This window comes from Streptomyces sp. NPDC015242 (genome assembly GCF_043079125.1).
Classification (GTDB): Bacteria; Actinomycetota; Actinomycetes; order Streptomycetales; family Streptomycetaceae; genus Streptomyces.
Window position 1 is genome coordinate 250,105 of the sequence record NZ_JBIBUF010000008.1, and the last position, 19,608, is coordinate 269,712.

The 19,608-nt window shown below is 72.4% G+C and carries 18 protein-coding genes; 7 read left to right on the top strand and 11 right to left on the bottom strand.

All coding sequences use genetic code 11. The features are described 5' to 3' along the window. The first annotated feature begins 74 nt into the window (after positions 1–74). Complete coding sequence (locus ACF07N_RS26650; protein WP_392117488.1) at positions 75–1,988, top strand: MFS transporter; 1,914 nt, start codon at positions 75–77, stop codon at positions 1,986–1,988. A gap of 24 nt (positions 1,989–2,012) precedes the next feature. Here the strand turns inward: ACF07N_RS26650 and ACF07N_RS26655 are convergent, their stop codons facing one another. After that, a complete protein-coding gene (locus ACF07N_RS26655) occupies positions 2,013–2,450 on the bottom strand; it encodes a glutaredoxin domain-containing protein (protein ID WP_392117491.1) in 438 nt (145 codons plus the stop codon). 248 nt (positions 2,451–2,698) lie between these two features. Between ACF07N_RS26655 and ACF07N_RS26660 the strand changes: the two genes are divergently transcribed. Beyond that, positions 2,699–4,273: a sodium:solute symporter family protein gene (locus ACF07N_RS26660; RefSeq protein ID WP_392117494.1), complete on the top strand. Its 1,575-nt coding sequence runs from the start codon at positions 2,699–2,701 to the stop codon at positions 4,271–4,273. Positions 4,274–4,343: 70 nt separating this feature from the next. Here ACF07N_RS26660 and ACF07N_RS26665 read toward each other — a convergent pair whose 3' ends face one another. The 6 genes from ACF07N_RS26665 to ACF07N_RS26690 form a co-directional block, all read right to left on the bottom strand. Then, positions 4,344–5,627, bottom strand: a complete 1,284-nt coding sequence (locus ACF07N_RS26665; RefSeq protein ID WP_392118061.1) for a phytase — start codon at positions 5,625–5,627, stop codon at positions 4,344–4,346. A gap of 185 nt (positions 5,628–5,812) precedes the next feature. Beyond that, complete coding sequence (locus ACF07N_RS26670) at positions 5,813–6,931, bottom strand: ADP-ribosylglycohydrolase family protein (RefSeq protein WP_383345092.1); 1,119 nt, start codon at positions 6,929–6,931, stop codon at positions 5,813–5,815. A gap of 122 nt (positions 6,932–7,053) precedes the next feature. Continuing rightward, positions 7,054–7,314, bottom strand: a complete 261-nt coding sequence (locus ACF07N_RS26675; RefSeq protein WP_392117499.1) for a hypothetical protein — start codon at positions 7,312–7,314, stop codon at positions 7,054–7,056. After that, positions 7,311–7,658, bottom strand: coding sequence for a DUF6247 family protein (locus tag ACF07N_RS26680; RefSeq protein ID WP_392117502.1), 348 nt, complete (start codon positions 7,656–7,658; stop codon positions 7,311–7,313). Before ACF07N_RS26680 ends, ACF07N_RS26675 begins: the two co-directional genes overlap by 4 nt. 101 nt (positions 7,659–7,759) lie before the next feature. Beyond that, complete coding sequence (locus ACF07N_RS26685) at positions 7,760–8,485, bottom strand: helix-turn-helix domain-containing protein (RefSeq protein ID WP_392117505.1); 726 nt, start codon at positions 8,483–8,485, stop codon at positions 7,760–7,762. Positions 8,486–8,795: 310 nt separating this feature from the next. Continuing rightward, on the bottom strand, positions 8,796–9,218 hold the full coding sequence (locus ACF07N_RS26690) for an ATP-binding protein (protein ID WP_392117507.1): 423 nt from the start codon (positions 9,216–9,218) through the stop codon (positions 8,796–8,798). Positions 9,219–9,331: 113 nt separating this feature from the next. Here ACF07N_RS26690 and ACF07N_RS26695 point away from each other — a divergent pair, with 113 nt between their 5' ends. Both ACF07N_RS26695 and ACF07N_RS26700 read left to right on the top strand, forming a co-directional pair. Then, the gene (locus ACF07N_RS26695; protein ID WP_392117510.1) at positions 9,332–10,144 is read left to right on the top strand and encodes a helix-turn-helix domain-containing protein; all 813 of its coding nucleotides are present in this window, start codon (positions 9,332–9,334) and stop codon (positions 10,142–10,144) included. Then, positions 10,141–10,335 (top strand): DUF397 domain-containing protein, encoded by a 195-nt coding sequence (locus ACF07N_RS26700; protein WP_392117513.1) that lies wholly within the window; start codon positions 10,141–10,143, stop codon positions 10,333–10,335. The genes ACF07N_RS26695 and ACF07N_RS26700 overlap by 4 nt, the downstream gene beginning before the upstream one ends. On the opposite strand, the gene ACF07N_RS26705 is transcribed toward ACF07N_RS26700, so the two are convergent. After that, on the bottom strand, positions 10,319–12,721 hold the full coding sequence (locus tag ACF07N_RS26705) for a tetratricopeptide repeat protein (RefSeq protein ID WP_392117516.1): 2,403 nt from the start codon (positions 12,719–12,721) through the stop codon (positions 10,319–10,321). The genes ACF07N_RS26700 and ACF07N_RS26705 overlap by 17 nt on opposite strands. A gap of 89 nt (positions 12,722–12,810) precedes the next feature. Here ACF07N_RS26705 and ACF07N_RS26710 point away from each other — a divergent pair, with 89 nt between their 5' ends. After that, positions 12,811–13,323: a DUF2165 domain-containing protein gene (locus ACF07N_RS26710; protein ID WP_392117519.1), complete on the top strand. Its 513-nt coding sequence runs from the start codon at positions 12,811–12,813 to the stop codon at positions 13,321–13,323. On the opposite strand, the gene ACF07N_RS26715 is transcribed toward ACF07N_RS26710, so the two are convergent. Then, positions 13,316–13,870, bottom strand: coding sequence for a hypothetical protein (locus tag ACF07N_RS26715; protein WP_392117521.1), 555 nt, complete (start codon positions 13,868–13,870; stop codon positions 13,316–13,318). The genes ACF07N_RS26710 and ACF07N_RS26715 overlap by 8 nt on opposite strands. 101 nt (positions 13,871–13,971) lie before the next feature. Then, positions 13,972–14,970 carry a glycosyltransferase family 2 protein gene (locus tag ACF07N_RS26720; RefSeq protein ID WP_383329675.1) on the bottom strand — a complete coding sequence of 333 codons (999 nt, stop codon included), beginning with the start codon at positions 14,968–14,970 and terminating at the stop codon, positions 13,972–13,974. 93 nt (positions 14,971–15,063) lie between these two features. Here ACF07N_RS26720 and ACF07N_RS26725 point away from each other — a divergent pair, with 93 nt between their 5' ends. Next, entirely contained in the window at positions 15,064–15,534 is a 471-nt protein-coding gene (locus ACF07N_RS26725) for a GtrA family protein (RefSeq protein WP_383345072.1), read from the top strand. 45 nt (positions 15,535–15,579) lie between these two features. Further along, a complete protein-coding gene (locus tag ACF07N_RS26730) occupies positions 15,580–16,971 on the top strand; it encodes a hypothetical protein (RefSeq protein WP_392117526.1) in 1,392 nt (463 codons plus the stop codon). A 34-nt stretch (positions 16,972–17,005) separates the two neighbouring features. On the opposite strand, the gene ACF07N_RS26735 is transcribed toward ACF07N_RS26730, so the two are convergent. After that, positions 17,006–19,591: a bifunctional FO biosynthesis protein CofGH gene (locus tag ACF07N_RS26735; protein ID WP_392117529.1), complete on the bottom strand. Its 2,586-nt coding sequence runs from the start codon at positions 19,589–19,591 to the stop codon at positions 17,006–17,008. Positions 19,592–19,608 lie beyond the last annotated feature (17 nt).

The following is a 19,608-nucleotide window of genomic DNA, read 5'->3' on the forward strand; positions in this document are numbered from 1 at the left end:
GAACCGAGGGCGAACGGTACGCGTCCGGGGGAAGAAGCCGAGAACAGAAGACGGGACACGGGGAGTGCCTTCGAGTGGCCACTGCGGAGCCGACACGCGCAGACGACGCCGACCCGGGCCAGGTGACCGGCCCGCGAATACGCGCGCCCAGAACGCGGGACCTCGGCACACCTGACGGCGCACCCGAAGGCGCCTCCGGAGAAGCGTCCGAGGGCGCTACGGGAACCGCCCCCGAGGGAACCCCCTCCGGGTTCCGGTGGCCGGACTTCGTGCTGGCCCTGCGGGAGCGGATGCTGCGCCATCCCGTGCTGTCCGTGACGGGGCTCGCCGCGGTGCTGCACGTCGTCTGGTTCTTCACGTTCGCGAACAGCGGCGGTGACCTGGCCGCGCAGGACGCGTGGGCGGAGTTCGTCGGCCGGCACCCGGACTCGGCGTACAACCTCGCCTGGTACGGCGGCATGCACCCGGTGTCGTACAGCGTGGTGTCGCCGTATCTGATGTCCGTGCTCGGGGTGCGGACGACGATGATGATCGCCGGGACCGTCTCGGCCGGGCTGCTCACGCTGCTCCTGCTGCGTTCGCGCTCCGTGCGCAATCCGCTGTGGGCGTCGCTGGCGGGCGTGTTCGGGCTGTTCTGCAACGCCGTGTCCGGCCGGGTGACCTTCGGCCTGGGGATGATGTTCGCGCTGGGCGCGGTGGCGGTGGTGTTCTGCTGGCCGTACCGGTGGCGTTACAAGCGCTGGGCGAAGGCCCTGTGCGCGGCGCCGCTGGCCGCGCTGGCCACCATGGCGTCGCCGGTGGCGGGCCTGTTCGTGGGTCTGGTGGCCGTGGCGCTGTTCCTGCAGAAGCGGCGGCCGGGCGCGTGGGCGCTGGGTCTGGCGCCGAGCGCGGTGGTCGCGGTGTCGGCGTGGCTGTTCCCGTTCTCGGGGACGCAGCCGATGATGTTCGGCTCGGTGGTGCTGCCGCTGGCGTTCTCGGTGCTGGTGTTCGTGCTGGTGCCGCGGGACTGGAAGACGGTCCGGCTCACGGCCGCGGTGTACGGCCTGGGGGTCGTGCTGGTGTGGCTGATCAGCTCGCAGATCGGTTCGAACATCACGCGTCTCGCGATGCTGTTCGCCGGGGTCGCGCTGGTCGCCGCGCTGCCGTTCACGGTGCCGCGCAGCCGCAAGTGGTACGCGGCCGTGGTCGCCCTGGCCGGCTTCGCGGTGTGGATCGGTTTCAAGACGGTCGACGACATCGTGCACACGGCCCCGGCGGCCTCCTGGTCGCGCGAGCTCGCGCCGCTCGTCAACGAGCTGCAGGAGGTCGGCGCGGAGAAGGGCCGGGTCGAGGTCGTCCCGGCCCGTTCGCACCGTGAGGCGTCCGCTCTCGCGCCGTACGTCAACCTGGCCCGCGGCTGGAACCGCCAGGCCGACATGGAGCGCAACCCGCTCTTCTACGACGACACCCTGAACTCGGCGAACTACCGCGAGTGGCTCAAGCGCTGGGCGGTGCACTACGTGGTGCTGCCGAAGGACGAGCCGGACGGCGACGGCGGTGAGCGGGAGCGGGCGCTGGTGCAGCGCGGCCTGCCCTATCTGAACCAGGTGTGGGGCGACGCGAACTGGCAGCTGTTCAAGGTCACCGACCCGACCCCGCTGGCCGAGCCGAACGCCGTCGTGGACCGGGCCGAGCAGGGCGAGATGGTCCTTCAGGTGCGCAAGGCGGGCCGGATCCTGGTCCGCGTGCCGTACTCGCCGTGGCTGAGCATCGTCGACGCGGAGGGCAAGAGCCTGAAGCCGCCGCAGGAGACGGAGGCCTCCGAGGACCGCCCGGAGGGCGAGCCGAAGACGTACGTCAACGTCAACGGCTGCCTGCGGGAGACGGAGGAGGACGCGCAGGGCGACCGCTGGACGGAGCTCATCGCCCCGAAGCCGGGCACCTACCGCCTGGCGGCGCCGTACCAGCTGCCGCGCGGGACGCCGTGCCCCGAGGAGCTGCTGCCCTGACCGGGTGGGCGCGGCGCGCCCCGGTCAGCGGAAGCGGGCCGACTGCTCGCGCACCCAGGCGGGATCAGGATTGACGTGCGGACGGCCCGCCACGAGCACGGTCGGGACCGTCTCGTCGCCCCCGGTGGCGGCCCGCACCACGGCGGCTCCCTCGGGGTCGCGCCAGATGTCGACCCAGTGCAGCCGCCCGGCCCGCCGCCCCAGTCGCATACGCAGACGCAGGCAGTACCGGCAGCCCGGGCGCCAGAACACGACCGGCCGGCCGTCGGCGGCGCTGCGGCGTCGCGCTTCCGCGAGGCCGACCGCCCGAGGGAAGACCAGCGGCGAGTGCGCGACCGCGAGCAGCAGCAGGACCAGCGCGCTGGCCAGGGCCGCGGCCGGATCGCCCGCGGCCTTCAGCGCGGCCGCGCCCAGTGCGCCGCTGAGCGCGAAGAGGGCGGGCAGGATCCAGGGGCGTGTCATGACCGCGAGGGTAGCCGCCCGGTGCGGCGCAGGCGGGCGCGGCGGCGTTCCTGGCGTCGGACCGGGCGCGGTCTGGCTTGTGAGAGTCGTCGCTGGTCATCGCCGGGGCGTTGATCGATGGCGTTCATGTAGGTGAACGAGGGCCAGCACGTCGAACATTTTTACCTCCCCTTGACTTAACGCCGACTTGTCGTGCTCACGCAGCAGCGCCCACGATGAGCGCCGGGCTGATCCCTGGGAGGGCGCACATGAACGGTCTCGACTGGGCCGTGCTCATCGGCTACTTCGCCGTGATGGTGGCGATCGGCGTCTGGTCGCACAAACGGGTCGACAACGTCAGCGACTTCTTCACCGCCGGCGGCAAGATGCCGTGGTGGCTGTCCGGCATCTCGCACCACATGTCGGGCTACAGCGCGGTGATGTTCACCGGGTACGCGGGCATCGCCTACACCTACGGCGTCACGTCCTTCGTCACCTGGTCCTTCCCCATCGCCCTGGGCATCGCCATCGGGTCGAAGCTGTTCGCCCCGCGCATCAACCGGCTGCGCTCCCGGCTCCACGTGGCCTCCCCGCTGGAGTACCTGAAGAACCGCTACGACCTGAAGACCCAGCAGGCGCTGGCCTGGTCGGGCATGCTGCTGAAGATCGTGGACGTGGGCGCGAAGTGGGCGGCGATCGCCACGCTGCTGTCCGTCTTCACCGGGATCTCCCTCAACCAGGGCATCCTCATCACCGGCGGCATCACGGCGATCTACTGCACGATCGGCGGCCTGTGGGCGGACGCGCTCACCGAACTCGGCCAGTTCGTCATCCAGTTGCTGGCCGGCATCGCGATGTTCGTGGCGGTGTTCGTGCGGCTCGACGACCACGGCGGCTTCTTCGGCGTCTGGGACTCCCCCGAGCTCCAGGGCCATGAGAAACCGCTGGTCGGCCCGTACGGCACGGTGTTCCTGCTGGCGTTCCTGTTCATCAAGCTCTTCGAGTACAACGGCGGCATGCTCAACCAGGCCCAGCGCTACATGGCGACCCCGAACGCCAAGGAGGCCGAGCGGTCGGCCCGGCTGTCGGCGATCCTGTGGCTGGTCTGGCCGCTGGTGCTGTTCTTCCCCATGTGGATGTCGCCGCTGCTGGTCGAGTCGCAGAAGCCCGACGGCTCCGACTCCTACGCCCTGATGACCGAACAGCTCCTGCCGCACGGTCTGCTGGGCCTGGTCATCGTCGGCTTCTTCTCGCACACCATGGCCATGTGCTCCTCGGACGCCAACGCCATCGCGGCCGTGTTCACCCGGGACTGCGCGCCGGTGATCTGGGCGCGGGCCCGGGCCTGGAGCGAGAGCCAGGGCCTGCGGGTCGCCCGGATCGCCACCGTCGTCTTCCTCGGTCTGTCCATGGCGGCGGCGACGCAGGTCAACTCGCCCACGTTCAACGACATCATCACGGTCGTGATCAAGTGGGTGGCCGGTCTGATGGGCCCGATGGCGATCCCGATGATGCTGGGCCTGCTGCGCGCGTTCCGCAGGTCGGGCCCGACCGCCGCCCTGGTCAGCTGGTCGATGGGCCTGCTCGCCTTCTGGCTGGTGAACTACCCGATCAACTGGAACGTCGAGGGCGGCGTGCCGCTCCAGTACCAGGTGTCGGTGCCGCTGGCGGTGTCGCTGGTGCTCTACGTCCTCATGGGCTACATCAAGCCGGAGGACACCCCGGAGCGGGTGGCGCTCATCGAGAAGATCAACACCGACGGGGACGGGGCCGCGGCGGCCACCGTGCCGGCGCCGGCGGGCGGGGTGGAGGACACCGCCGTGCGCACGACGGTGCAGGACTAACGGCGGCGCCGCCGCGACGCGCGACGACCGTGCGCCCTCCGCCCGCGACGGGCGGAGGGCGTACGGCTGTTCAGTCGTCCTCGGCCAGCGCGCCGGTCACCTTGCGCAGATCGACGAACTTGAAGTCGGTGTTGTCGCGGACCTCCCCGTCGGAGTCCGTCTCGTCCGGGGTGTTGTGCCCGTCCTGCACCACGAGCAGGCCGCCGGGGTAGCGGGAGCCGAGGGGGGCGTTCAGCACGGCGGCGCCGTCGCACTCCTCGGAGCCGTCGACGGTCCCGGCGGTGATCCGGAAGCCGCTCTCGTACTCGTTGCCGTCGGAGATCTCGCGGTCGTAGGCGGCGAAGGTGTCGTCGCCCTGGCTTGAGGCGAGCAGGTAGCCGTCGCCGTCCCCCTCGTCGAGGAGGGTGAGGCCCTCGACGTCGGCGGACAGGTGCGTGCCGCCGTAGCCGGGGTCGGCGCCCGCGACGCACTCCTCGGTGGCCTCGTCGTAGGTGCCGGGGACGCCGTACTCCCGGACCTTGTCGATCAGCTTCGGCTTGCCGCTCAGGTCGGCGGGCAGCCGCCAGATGCCGACGTCCTCCTGACCGGCGTAGAGCACCTTGTTCGCCGGGTCGACGACCATGCCCTCGACCTGCGGGAGGTCGCCGGGGTCGCCGCAGGGGCTCCAGGAGGTGCCGTTCGGGAGGGTGAAGGAGGCGGGCAGGTCGTAGGTGCGCACCTGCCGGTAGGTGACCGCTCCGGCGGCGGTCGTCCTCAGCTCCAGCAGGGCGAGCCGGGTGCGGCTGCGCTGGCTGACGACGGCGTAGGAGCGGCCGGTGGCCTTGTCCTTCCAGGTGGCCAGGCCGTAGGGGGTGGCCTGGTCGTTGACCTCGTCCTGGGTCCGGGAGAAGACCAGCGGGGCGTTCGGGTCGGTGACGTCGGTCAGCGGCCGGGCGGCGCCGGGGGTGATGCGGTAGATCCGCAGGTGGTCGCGGCCGCGGTCGGTGACGACGGCGACGTCGGCGCGGCCGGTCGGCAGCGGGAACCCGGAGATCAGGTCCACGTTGTTGAAGCGGCCCGGCTTGTCGTCCGGGGTGGGCGCGGGCGGCGCCGGGATCGACTGCACCTCCTCGCCGGCCAGGTCGTACACGCGCAGGCCGCCCTCCTTGGCGGTGGCGATCACCAGGCTGGCGTCGGGGTCGGCGGCGTTGCGCCAGATCGCCGGGTCGTCGGCGTCGGCGTTGCCGCCGGCGTCGTCGCCGTACAGGGCCGGGGTCTCGGTGGTGGCGGTCACCTCCGGGAGCCCCGAGCCGGCGGCCCGGGCCGGGGCGGGCAGCACCGCCATGGCCGTGAGAACCGCGGCGATCGCGGCCATCTGTGTCCCGCGCAGCTTGCGCACAGTGCCTCCGTGAAGGGGGATGAACGGACCGGCCCGGTGCAGCGGTCGCGGGACGGTGATCCCACGTCGGGCCGTGCAGATCCTGTGGACCGAAGGTGACGGAACGACCACGGTACGGTGACGTGCCCATGCCATGGGAGTGAGCAATGGGAAGAAAGGTCCTACACGGCGCGCGGGTAGCGGGCCAGCCAGCCCGGGGAGGAGCCCGCCGGGCCGTGCAGGGCGGGGCCCTGGGTCATCTCCATGGCGAAGTCGTCGGCCAGTTCCAGCATCGTGGGGCGCCCCTCCAGCTCGGCCAGCCAGGCCGGCGGCAGGGCCGTCTCGCCGTGCAGGGCGCCGAGCAGGCCGCCGGTCAGCGCGCCGGTGGCGGCGGAGGGGCCGTCATGGTTGACGGCGAGGCACAGGCCGTGGCGGACGTCGGCGGCGACCAGCGCGCAGTACACGGCCGCCGCGACGAGCCCCTCCGCCGAGCCCGCCCCGCTCAGCTCGGCGACCCGTTCGGGTCCGGGCATGCCCTGGCGCACGGCGCCCAGCGCGCGCTGCAGCGCCTCGGCGACGGGCTGGTGCCCGGGGCGGCCGGCGAGCAGCGCGAAGGCGCGCTGCACGGCGGCGTCCAGGCTCTCGCCGAGGGCCAGGCCGTGGACGATCACCGCGTAGGCGCCGGCCGCTAGGCAGGCCGTGGGGTGGCCGTGGGTCTGCGCCGCGCACTCCACCGCGAGCTGGGCGACGAGTTGCGGCTCCCACCCGACGAGCAGCCCGAACGGCGCGGACCGGGCCGCGGCCTCGGGCCCGGTCTCGCCCGGGTTCTTGGGCGCGTCCGGTGTCCCCATGGTCGCGTCGCCGAGCCCGAGGAGCAGCGCCCGGCTCGGGTCGCGGCGCGCGTACAGCCACTCCTCGCGGGCCAGCCAGCCGTCCTCCTTGCGGCGCTCGTCCGGCCCCCAGTCCCGCTGGGTGGCGGCCCAGCGCAGATACGCCCGGTGCAGGTCGGTCGGCGGGTGCCAGGCGCCGGTGTCCCGCCTCACCTGCGCCCTGATCAGCCCGTCCACGGAGAACAGGGTCAGCTGTGTGAGGTGCGTGACGGCGCCGCGTCTGCCGTAGGCCGGGGCGAGGTCCAGCAGGCCCTCGGCCCCGTGCGCCTCCCGGATCGCGTCGATCCCCAGCCCGTCCACCGGCGCGCCCAGCGCGTCCCCGACGGCCACGCCGAGCAGCGTCCCGCGCACCCTGCTGCGGAAGTCCTGCTGCTCCGCACGCCCCCAGACGGCACCGGCAGTCGCACCCACCTCGACCTCCCAGGGCACCGTCCACACGTACGACAGCTCGCCACTGTAATCGAATGGGGACGGTGGGTTCAGGGGGCGGGACGGGGTGGGGGTGGGCCCCAGGATTCCCGGAGCGGGACGGGTCAGCCGTACCAGGTCACGTTGCAGACGTAGACGCACTCGTGGCGCGGCACGGCAAGGAAGCTGATGAAACCGCGCCCACCCAACAGGTCGAACTCACGCAGTCCGGCCTCCCTGTCGAACGGTCTGCCGACTCGCACGGCGTCATGGCCGAGAGCTGCCAGTTCCGCGGCAAGCCGTTCGACCTCCGCCACTACACCGGGCGGCAAGCCGTTCGTCACATAGTCGGCGCTCGGGTTGTAGTCCCAGGACCAGTCCGTCACAGTCCTGCCTCGGCCTCTGCGGCGTCCCGGATGGCGCGGATCTCGGCAATGGCCTCGGTCGGGTCCTGTTCGCCGGCATCGACGATGCGCTCCAGCTCCCGCAGACGCTCGGCCCTGGCGGGGTGGCGCTCGATCGCGACGAAGACGGCCCATGAGTGCACGAAGGCGCGCAGGGGCGCCAGGCTCTGAGTCTGCTGAGCATTGGTCGTGGCCTCGAAGAGGTGCTGCGTCAGCGTCGGGAGACGACTCGGGGCGATCCGTGCCACGGCATCACGCAGTGCGTCCGGAGTCAGCTGAGGCATGGGGATCAGCGGCCCGTACGGGCCGTCGCTCTGAGCGCTCACGGTGACCTCCGGTGCTGGTGATTCGCTCCTCGTACGGTACCGGCGAACGCCGTGGGGAGCCGCTGAGACGGCACAGACCACATGATTCGGACTCGGCATCGTCACGCTGCCCTCTGTGCGGCGGTGCGGCAGTCGCGGCAGTGGCCCGGGTGGGAGGCGCGGAAGGCTCGGTCGCAGCCGTCGCAGGTCTGGAGGGGAGCCGGGCGGACCGGGGGCGGGGAAGGGGGTGGGGCCGCGGGGAGCGGTGGGGGCAGGAGAGCGGTCAGGCGGTGGGCCAGGAACGCCGCCGGGTGCTGGATCGGGGCCGCGGGCAGGCCCGTCGTCAGGGCGCGCCGGACCGCCTCGGGCGGAACCCCGCGCTCCAGCCACGCCGTGACCGCCGGGGCCAGGCGGTGCACGTCACGCTCGCTGAGCAGCAGGCGGGAGTCGAGCGTGCGCAGCCCGGTGAGGACGTCGGAGGCCGCCGATCGGTCCGGCCGCACAGCCGCCGTGTCTTCCGGGCGGGGCGGCGCGGGTTCCGGCCGGGGCTCCGGGGCGGCGGCGGTCCGGGGCTTGTTGTACGAGACCGTGCGGGTTACGACTCGGCCCGATTGAAGACGCTCCCTGGGGCGAGCGAGGTACCCGTGGGCCTCCAGTTCGCGCAGGGCCGCCGCGATGCGGATCTCGCCCTCCGGGAACTTCGCCGTGAGCGCCTTGATGCCGACCGGCGTTCCGGCGGGCAGCGACTGGATGTGGACCGCCAGGCCGATCGCCGTCAGGGACAGCTCGGGGTGCTGGGCGAGGTGGTTGCCGACGACGGTGAAGTGGTCGTCGTGGCGTTCCGTCACGTGCTGGACACCTGAAGTGCCGGACCGCGCGCGCGAGGGCGCGCTAGGGTGCTGCTCAGTCATCGGGAAGGTCTCTTCTTCCTTGGTGATCAGGCCCTCGCAGTGGGATGGCAGTCCCGGCGAGGGCCGTATTCGTTTGTGGGGTTGTCTGCGCCGACGCTGCACCATCGACTGCCCGCCGCGCCAGCCGAGTTGGTGATGTTCACCCCTGCGGGTGAGCCGCGGGGGCGGCGGGGGTGGGTGGGTTCTTTTCCCGGTTCTTTGGTTCTTGGCGTCGGGACCGGCCGGGTCATGACGCACCGCGATGCGGTCACGCCAACGGCAGTTCGGCCCACACGGTCTTGGCGCCGGCCGGGGCCCGCGTCACGCCCCAGCGGTCCGCGTACGCCTCCACGATGCGCAGGCCCCTGCCTCCTTCCGTGTCCTCCTCCACCGGGTCCGGGACGCGCGGGATCCGGTCGCCCCGGGCGTCCGTGACCTCGACGCGGAGCGTGCGGTCGGCGCGCAGTTCCAGCCGCAGCCGGAAGTCCCTGCCGAGCACCCGTCCGTGCCGTACGGCGTTGGACGCCAGCTCGGCCACGACGTGTGCGGCGGCGTCGTAGGGCTCGCCCCACGCGTCGAGTTGGCGTTCGGTGAGCAGCCGCGCCAGTCGCGCACCCCTTCGAGTCGCCGACAGCTGAACGGCGAAGAGGCGGGAGTGCGCGGGGATCCGGGTGGGGGATTTCTGACTCATGTCACCCAGCGTGGTCGCCCGTCCCTACCCTGAACAGCGACGACCCCGGTACGGAGCGTGACTGTCCGGACGCTTGACGGGGTCGTACGGGTCGTACGTCAGGAGGGGAAGGCGTGGAGGACGAGGAAGCGGCGGCCGTGCTCAGGACCGTCGGGCGGCAGATCAAGATGTGGCGCGAGGCGGCGGGGCTGAAGCAGGCGGAGCTGGGCGCGGCCATCGGGTACGGCGAGGAGATGGTGTCGTCGGTGGAGCGGGCCCGCCGCATCCCCAAGCCGGATTTTCTCGACAAGGCGGACGAGGTGCTCCAGGCGGGGGGCAAGCTCGCCGCGATGAAAGAGGATGTGGAGAAGGCTCGGTATCCGAAGACCGTCCGGGACCTGACCAAGCTGGAAGACCAGGCGATTGAGCTTGGCGCCTACTCCGCCTTGCACATTCACGGACTGTTGCAGACGCCGGAGTACGCCCAGGCCCTGTACGCCATGCGGCGCCCCTCGTACTCCCAGGATGAGATCGAGCGACACGTGGCCGCGCGCATGGCGAGGAAGGCAGTCTTCGATCGAGCGCCCCAGCCACTCATCACCTTTGTCCAGGAAGAGATGACGCTGCGGCGCCCGCTCGGCGGCAAAATGGTCCTGCGCCAACAGCTCGAACACCTGTTGCAGGTAGCCGAGATGCGGCACGTGGAGATCCAGGTAATGCCCATGGACAGGGAGGATCACGCGGCCGTCATGGGCTCGTTCCGGCTGCTGAAACTCCAGGACGGCAAGGCACTCGGCCACACGGAGAGCCAGCTGTACGACCGAGTGATCAGCGACCCGAAAGACGTACAGGTCCTCGATATGCGCTATGGCATGATCCGGGCGCAAGCCCTGCCGCCCCGCGAGTCGTTGACCTTCATCGAGAAAGTGCTGGGAGAAGAGACATGACAGCCACTCCCCTGAAATGGTTCAAAAGCAGCTACAGCGGCAACGACGGCCCTGACTGCCTCGAAGCCGCCATATCCCCCACCCCCCACCTCACCCTGCACGTCCGCGACTCGAAGCAACGCGACGGTGCCCACCTGGCATTCACCCGCGCCGCCTGGTCGGAGTTCCTCGCGTTCACGGCAGGTCGCTGACCCGGAGCACCTCCGCCCTGCGGTCCAGCGCCCAGGCGTATCCCGGCCGGAGTTCCACCGCCCGGTCCAGGTCGGCCAGCGCCTCGGCGTGGCGGCCTAGCCGGGTCAGGGACGCGCCCCGGCTCGCGTACGCCGAGGCGTACTCGGGGTCGAGGGCCAGTGCGACATCCAGGTCGGCGACGGCCTCCTCGTCCCGGCCCGCGGCCCGCAGCGCGTCGCCGCGTTCGCACCGGGCCCACGCCCAGTCGGGCGTGAGCGACAGCGCGCGGTCGAGGTCGGCGAGTTGGTGCTCCGGGTCGCCCATGGCCCGCCATACCCGCGCGCGGCGGGCGAGCGCCCAGGCGTAGTCCGGCTTGATGTCGAGGGCCTGGTTCAGGTCGGCCAGGGCCGCTTCCGGGTTCCCGGCGCGTTCGTGGGTGGCGCCCCGGGAAGCCCAGGGGAACTCGTTGGCCGGGTCGAGGCGGACGGCTTCGGTGAGGTCGCGGATCGCCTCGGCGTCGTGCCGCGCGAGCCGGTGGTGCTCGCCGCGCAGGGCGAGGCACCAGGCGTTGCCCGGCTCCAGCGCGACGGCACGGTCGAGGTCGGTGATCGCCGCGTCCAGATCGCCCAGTTGTCCGTGGAGCACGGCACGGTTCCGGTGGGCGGGGGCCAGTTCGGGGTCCAGGGCGACGGCCCGGTCGTACTCCGCGAGAGCCTGTTCGTAGGCGCCGTCGCCGCGCAGGGCGTCGCCTCGTACCAGGCGGGCGCGGGCCCGGGCCGGCGTGTCGAGTCCCGCGCGGCGCAGGAGGAGGCCGAGTGCGGACGCGATGCCGTCCGTTTCGAGTGCCGCGGTGAGTTCCGCGCCCCACGCGGCCACTTCGTCCGCTTCCGCGTCCCGGCCCGCGTCCAGCAGGACCCGTGCCCACCGCGCGGCCACTCCCGCGCCCACCTCGCAGGCGTGCACGGCGTCGTGCAACGCGTCCGGCAGCGCGTCCCGTGTCCCGGCGCACAGGACGTGGTACGTCTCGGCCAGGCGCAGCTCCCGCCACGCCTCGTCCGGCCACAGCGCGCCCGGCTCCCGGTCCGACTCCGCCTCCTCGCGCCAGGTCCGGAACGTGGCGGCCAGCCGCCGGTGCCGTTCGGCCCAGCCGCGCGGCGACCGCCGCCGCTCCGCGCGCAGCATCGGCGCCCGTACGACGTCGTGGTACCGCAGCCGCTGCCCGCCCCGGTCGGTGACGAACGGCATGCCGCGCAGCCACGCGTAGACGCTCTCCGCCTCCTCCGCCGGGCAGTCGGCCGCCGCCCGGAACACGTCCGCGTCGAGCCAGCGGGGCAGCGCGCCGGCCAGCGCGGCGGACCGCCGCACGGGGTCGCGCTCCCAGCGCAGGAAGCGGTCGACGGCCGTGGCGCTCGGGTCGCCGACGTCGTCCGGGTCGACGGGGCGGGACTCGGCGAGGGTCGAGACCAGGACGGGCAGGCCGCCGGTGAGGCGCAGGACCTCCTGGACGACCGGTTCGGCGGTCACCCCCCGGCCCGCGAGCAGGCCGCGCGTCTCCGCCTCCGTGAAGGGGGCCAGGGGCACGTCCGTGACGAAGTCCCGCAGGCCGCCCCAGCGGGCCGGGTCCACCGGGCGCTGCCCGGCCGTGACCACGACCGCCGTGGCGGGCACGGCGCCGTGCCGGTCCGTCGTCATCGTCTCGTGCAGCCAGCCGTCCAGGTACGCCGCGGTGCGCTCGTACGTGTCGAAGAAGAGGGCGATCCAGGGGACCGACCCGGCCGCCTCCGTGAGTTCGCGCAGGAAGACCGGCGTGAGGACCCGCTCCGGGGCGAGGACCAGCTGGGCGTCCTCGTGGTCGCGCAGCCGGGACAGCACCCTCGCCCGCAACCGGTCGGCGCTCTCGGCGAGTTGGTCCGCGTCGAGCAGGCCCGCCAGTGGCCCGGCCACCGGGACCATGCCCAGCGCCACCACACCGGCCCGGGCCGCCAGCCGCCCGCCCGCCGACGGGGCGTCCTCCTCCTCCGTCCGCGCGGCGAGCACGGCCAGCTCCGCCTCGTGCCGCCGCTCGCGGTGGGCGGCGAGGAGGCGGTCCAGCTCCTTCATGCGGCGGCCCTGGGCGGCGAACTGGCGGCTGATCCCGGCCAGTACCTCCGGCAGGCTGCCCGCGCTGTCGTCGACCCGTGCGGTCAGCGCGCCCTGGTCGCGGGCGATCTGCTCCCACTCGCGCAGCAGGAACGTCTTCCCGACGCCCGCGTTGCCGTGCACGTGGAAGCGGAAGCGGTGGCGTTCGTCGTCCGGTTCGGTGGTGAAGTTGGTCCGGAACAGGGCGCGTTCGGCGGCCCTGCCGACGAAACCGGCCCGGGTGCGCCGCCGGATCAGCTCCTGCATCGACGGGCCCGTCCGCGTCATGCGCGCCTCCCCCTCCGCTCGCCTCCGGCCGACCGCTGTCCCTCACCATTCTGTCGCGTGGGGAGCGGCAGTTGGGAAGAATGATCGCCATGGCCACCTCCACAACCCCCCGCGGCGGGCTGCCTCTCGCCGCCACGCTGCTCACCGGGACCATCGCGCTCTACATGGCCCTGGTCGCCTTCGGGAACATCACCGACTTCGGCACCAACCAGCAGTTCGTCCGGCATGTGCTGGCGATGGACACCACGTTCAAGGACGAGGACCTGATGTGGCGCGCCATCACCAGTGAAGGGCTCCAGGACGCCGCCTACGTCGCGATCATCGCGTGGGAGACCGTCGCCGCGCTCGTCCTCATATACGGGACGTGGCTGTGGGCCAGACGGGACGCCGTGCGCGCCCGGCGGATGTCGACGTACGGGCTGCTGATGGTGATGCTGCTGTTCGGGGCCGGGTTCATCGCGATCGGCGGTGAGTGGTTCTCGATGTGGCAGTCGAAGAACTGGAACGGGCTGGACGCCGCGACCCGGATCTTCCTGTTCAGCGGGGTCGTGCTGATCGTCAACCAGCTGTCGGCCCCGCGGACGGAGACGTCCGCTACCTGACCACGGCCACGGTCGTGCCGACCGTGCCGAACGCCCACAGTGCCGTGCCGTCCGCCTTCTTCATCCGGACCCCGCCGGTCTTGCCGCCGGAGGCGGCGGGCGGCGGGGAGGACCCGTCGACCGCGTTGGAGAAGGCGACGGAGACACCGCCCTGCGCGGCGAAGTACATGATGTGCTCGATCTGGACGCCGTCGGAGCCGGTCGTGGCCGCGTTGCGGGACGAGATCGTGTAGGTGCCGGGATCCGGACTGACCGTGCCCGGCCAGACCGTGAACGTGCGGCGGGTCGCCTCACTCGCGTCGACCATCCACACCCGCTTCTCGCCGAGGGAGTAGACGATGCGCCGGCCGGTGCCGGAGCCGTCGGGGACCCGGGCCGGGGCGGACGCCGTGGGCGTGGGCTGCGCGGACACCGGGGCGCTCGGCTTGGCCGAGCTCGCGGTGGGATGCGGGCCCTTGTCCGCCTGCACGGCCAGGACCGTCACCGCGGCTATGGCTCCCACGGTCAGCCCGGACGTCCAGGCCCACGAAGGAAGTCGGGCAGGCACCGGCACGCATCTCCTCAGTCACGGGACCCCGCACAGCACCGGGGTTCCGATCATCGTACTGCGCGCCCGCCGCTCCCCGACGGCCTCGGTGCCCCGGTTCCTCAGGGGTCTCCGGCGGTCTTGCGGACCGGCACGGGGCCGGTGCCGGCGCCGCGCGCGGTACGCCGCGGGGCGCGCACCGGGGCCGGGTAGGCCAGGTGCACCAGCCGGGTCTGCTCCTGCCGCATATGGGTGAGCGACTCCAGGATGTAGCCGACGAGCAGGACCAGCGCGGCGATCGTCATGATCGCGGCGGCGAGGATCGCCGTGGGCACGCGGGGCACGGTGCCCGTGCGGACGAAGTCGGCGATGACGGGGATGCCGAGGATCACCGAGACGAGGGCCAGCACGCCCGCGATCACGGTGTGCACGAGCGAGGGGCGCTCGCGGCGTGCCAGGTCCAGGATGACCCGCAGGATGCGCCAGCCGTCCCGGTAGGTGCGCAGCTTGCTCTCGCCGCCGGCGGGCCGGACCCGGTACTCCACGGGCACCTCGGCCGTGGGCAGCCGCAGGTGCAGCGCGTGGATGGTCATCTCGGTCTCGGTCTCGAACTCGCGGGCCAGCGCCGGGAAGGACTTCACGAAGCGCCGCGAGAAGACCCGGTAGCCGCTGAGCATGTCGGTCACGTCGTTGCCGAACAGCGAGCGCACCGCCCCGGTGAGCACCTTGTTGCCGACCGCGTGCCCGGCCCGGTAGGCCCCGTCGCAGGTGACCCGGCGGGCGCCGACGACCTGGTCGTACGGTCCCTCGAAGAGCAGGTCGACCAGATCGCGGGCGCGGGAGACGTCGTAGGTGTCGTCGCCGTCGACGATGAGCAGGGCGTCCGCGTCCACGTCGGCGAAGGCGCGGCGGATGACGTTGCCCTTGCCCTTGCGGGACTCGTGCCGGACGATCGCCCCGGCCTGCCGGGCCAGCTCCGCCGTGCGGTCGGTGGAGGCGTTGTCGTACACGTAGACGACGGCCTCGGGGAGGGCGGCGCGCAGGTCGCGGACGACCTTGCCGACGGCCGCCTCCTCGTTGTGACACGGCACGACACACGCGATCGTCGGTTCCACGACCACTCCTCACCCGGACCAGGTCCGCTTTCGTGGGTAAATCATGCGATATGCGCGTGTCTGGGGCGCGCGGGGGCGCCGGGTCGTTACGCTCGCCGGGTGCCGGTCCTCGCATCCGTGACGCTGCGTGCGCGCGACGCCGTCAAGGGCGTCTGGCGGGAGGCCGCCAAGTTCGGCGTCATCGGGGCCCTGGCCTTCGTCGTCGACAACGGCGGCTACAACCTGCTGGTCTTCGGCCTGCCCGGTGGCGCCGAGGGCGGGGTGATGCGGACCGCTCCCGTGCAGGCGTCCGTCGTGGCGACGGGTGCGGCGGCGCTCTTCAGCTGGGTCGGCAACCGGTACTGGACCTACCGCCACCAGCACCGCGAGAAGGTGACCCACGAGCTGGCGCTGTTCCTCGTCGCCAACGGCGTCGGGCTCGTCATCACCGCCGGGACGGTCTTCGCCTCGCGGCAGCTGCTCGGGCTCGACTCGCCGCTCAGCGACAACACCGCCCGCATCCTCGGCTGGGTGCTCGCGACGCTGTTCCGCTTCTACGCCTATCGGCGCTACGTCTTCGTCGCCCCCTGAGCGCACCGAGCCGCTAGCATCCGGCATATGTCACATAAGGGACGGATGTCAGGTGGGCAGCGCTGGATCGCCGGTCTTGCCGCCCTCGCCGCCGTCTGCTGCCTGGGCACGGTCCTCGTCTTCGCCCCGGGCTTCCTGAGCCCCGACAGCCTCGACCAGCTCCGCCAGGCCGAGGGCCGCACGCCCCTGACCGACTGGCACCCGCCCGTGCTGAGCCTGGTGTGGCGGGCCCTCATCGCGGTGACCGGCTCGATCGCGTCGATGCTGGTCCTGCAGTCCCTCGTCCTGTGGGGGGCGTTGTGGGTGCTGTCCTGGGCGGTGTGGGAGCTGACCGGGAGCCGGGCCGGTTCGCTCGCGGTGCTCGGGCTCGGGCTGACCCCGTTCGCGCTGACGTTCGCCGGGGTGGTGTGGAAGGACGTGCACGCGGCGTTCGCCCTGCTCGCGGCGTGCGCGGTCGCCCTCACCGGGCTGCGGATCCGGGACGGCGGGACGCGTCCCGCCGTGCGGTGGGCGCTGCTCGGCCTCGGCGTGCTGTTCCTCGCCTACGCCATGCTCGTGCGCAAGAACGCCTTCCTCGCCGCGCTGCCCGTCTTCGTGCTGCTGGTCCTCGCGCTGTGGCGATCCCCCGGGCGCCGTACCTGGGTGACGTGCACGGCGGCACTCGCGGCCGGGCTCCTCGTGCCCGCCACCGCCATCTCCCTGTTCGCCCAGCCGCTGCAGACGAAGCAGGGCGCGCAGATCATGCTCGACGACCTGGTGCACGTGCTCACCGTGGACGAACTGCGCTCGGCGGACGTCCCGCCCGCGCTGCGCGACCGGCTCGTGGCCTCGGCCCGGGAATGCGCCCGCACCGGCGCCCTGTCGGACGCCTACTGGGCCTGCTACGAGCGCCCCGCCGACGGGTTGCGCGGGGACGCGGACGAGATCACCTCCCTGTGGCTGCGGGAGATGGGCGGGCACGTGCCGGGCTATCTCCAGTACCGGCTGCGGCTCTTCGCGACGCTGCTGTTCGAGACGGACTACGTGTACAAGGCGGGCATCACCCGCAACGACCTGGGCATCGAGGTCGCGCACCCTCAACTGGAAGCCGCGCTCGGCACGTACGTCGACGGCATGGCGACGGACCTGCGGTGGCTGTTCCGCGGCTGGTTCTGGCTCGCCGTCGCGCTGGTGCTGGCCGTCCGGCCGGGCAGGGGCCTGTTCGCGATGCCGGTCCGGGCCCTGGGCATCAGCTCGGCCGCCTACATCCTCGGCTATCTGCCGATCATGCCCGCGACGGACTTCCGCTACGTGTACTGGCCCGCGCTGGCCTGCGGCCTCGGGGTGGTGCTGCTGTGGGCGGGCCGGGGCACGCCTCCCCCACGGCCCACGCACCCCGGCGTCACGACCGGCCGGCCCCTGACGGAGCAGCAACCGGCGGACGCCGGGGGGCAGTAGACCCGCCGGCGAGCGCCAAAGGCGGGCAGACCCCTCAGTCCAGCACCGGCAGCAGCTCCGGCAGGTGGCCGTCCGACGCCCGTGCCGCCCGCTGCCGCTCCTCCGGGACCTCGCCGTAGAGCGTGGTGCGGGGCCTGGCCGGACGCCCGGCCGCGTCCGCCACGGCGATCAGGTCCTTGACCGACTTGTACGAGCCGTACGACGAGCCCGCCATCCGGGAGATGGTCTCCTCCATGAGCGTGCCGCCGAGGTCGTTCGCGCCGGAGCGGAGCATCTCCGCCGCGCCCTCCGTGCCGAGCTTGACCCAGCTGGTCTGGATGTTGGGGATCCACGGGTGCAGCAGGAGCCGGGCCATGGCCGTGACCGCGCGGTTGTCCCGCAGGGTCGGGCCCGGGCGGGCGATCCCCGCGAGGTAGACCGGCGCGTTGGTGTGCACGAACGGCAGCGTCACGAACTCGGTGAAGCCGCCCGTGCGCCGCTGGATGCCCGCGAGGGTGCGCAGGTGCCCGAGCCAGTGGCGCGGCTGGTCGACGTGCCCGTACATCATCGTCGAGGAGGAACGGATGCCCAGCTCGTGGGCCGTCGTCACGACGTCGATCCAGTCGGCCGCGGGCAGCTTGCCCTTGGTGAGGATCCAGCGGACCTCGTCGTCGAGGATCTCGGCGGCCGTGCCCGGGATGGTGTCCAGGCCCGCTTCCTTGGCCGCCGTCAGCCACTCGCGCACCGACAGGCCCGTGCGGGTCGCGCCGTTGACGACCTCCATCGGCGAGAAGGCGTGCACGTGCATGCCGGGGACGCGTTCCTTCACGGCCCGGGCGATGTCGAAGTAGGCCGTGCCGGGCAGGTCCGGGTGGATGCCGCCCTGCATGCAGACCTCCACCGCGCCCACGTCCCACGCCTGCTGGGCCCGGTCGGCGACCTGGTCCAGGGAGAGGGTGTAGGCGTCGGCGTCGGTGCGGCGCTGGGCGAAGGCGCAGAAACGGCAGCCGGTGTAGCAGACGTTGGTGAAGTTGATGTTGCGCGTGACGATGTAGGTGACGTCGTCGCCCACGGCCGACTTGCGCACGTCGTCGGCGACCCGGGCCAGGGCGTCCAGGGCCGGGCCGTCCGCGTGCAGCAGGGCCAGCGCCTCGTCGTCGGTGAGCTTCGTCGGATCGTCGGCGGCCGTGCGCAGCGCCTGCCGCACGTCGGTGTCGATGCGCTCGGGTGCCATGCCCGGGGCGGCGGCCTCGCGCAGGGCGCCCCAGTCGCCGTACACCTCGTCGAAGTCGTCCCGGCGGTCCGACGTACGGCCCTCGGTGTCGATCGAGGAGTGCAGGTCCGTGCGGCCCGAGGCGGTGAAGACCTCCTCCGGCTCCTGCCACGGCAGCCCCTGCGGCAGGACCTCCGGGCGGGCCAGGCCGGTCTCCGGGTCGGCCAGGGCCGCCACGTGCGGGCGCAGCCGCGGGTCCAGCCAGGGCTCGCCGCGCTTGACGAACTCCGGGTACACGCACAGCCGTTCGCGCAGCTCGAAACCGGCCGCCCGGGACTTCTCGGCCAGCTGCTCGATCTGCGGCCAGGGGCGCTCGGGGTTGACGTGGTCGATGGTGAGCGGGGAGACGCCGCCCCAGTCGTCGATGCCGGCGCGGATCAGCCGCTCGTACTCGTCGTCGACCAGGTTGGGCGGGGCCTGGATGTTGCCGCCCGGGCCCATCAGGAGGCGGGCTACGGCGACCGCGGCGACCAGTTCGTCCAGTTCCGCGTCGGGCATGCCGCGCATCGCGGTGTCCGGCTTGGCGCGGAAGTTCTGGATGATCAGCTCCTGGATCCCGTGGTAGGCCCGGGACACCTTGCGCAGCGCGAACAGCGACTCGGCGCGCTCCTCGTAGGTCTCCCCGATGCCTATGAGCAGCCCGGAGGTGAAGGGCACGGAGGAACGCCCGGCGTCCTCCAGGACGCGCAGACGGACCGCGGGCTCCTTGTCGGGCGAGCCGTGGTGGGGGCCGCCCGGCTCCGACCAGAGGCGGGTCGCGGTGGTCTCCAGCATCATGCCCATGCTGGGCGCGACGGGCTTGAGCCGCTGGAAGTCGGCCCAGCTCATCACGCCCGGGTTCAGGTGGGGCAGCAGGCCGGTCTCCTCCAGGATGCGGACGGAGACGGCGCGGACGTAGGCGAGGGTGTCGTCGTAGCCGTGCGCGTCGAGCCACTCGCGCGCCTCGGGCCAGCGGTCCTCCGGCTTGTCGCCGAGGGTGATGAGGGCTTCCTTGCAGCCGAGGGCGGCGCCCTTGCGGGCGATGTCCAGCACCTCGTCCGGGGACATGAACATCCCGTGACCCTCCCGGCGCAGCTTGCCGGGGACGGTGACGAACGTGCAGTAGTGGCACTTGTCCCGGCACAGCCGCGTCAGCGGGATGAAGACGCTCTTGGAGTACGTGATGACACCGGGCCGGCCGGCCGCCTCCAGACCCGCGTCCCGCACCCGGGCGGCCGAGGCCGACAGGTCCTCCAGGTGCTCACCCCGCGCCTGGAGCAGGACCGCCGCCTCGGCGACATCGAGGGAGACGCCGTCCCTGGCCCGTTTCAGGGCGCGACGCAGGGAGTTCTCGGTGGGGCCGGTTCCGGAGGTCGCGGGAGTCGTCATCCTTCGAGCATACGAGT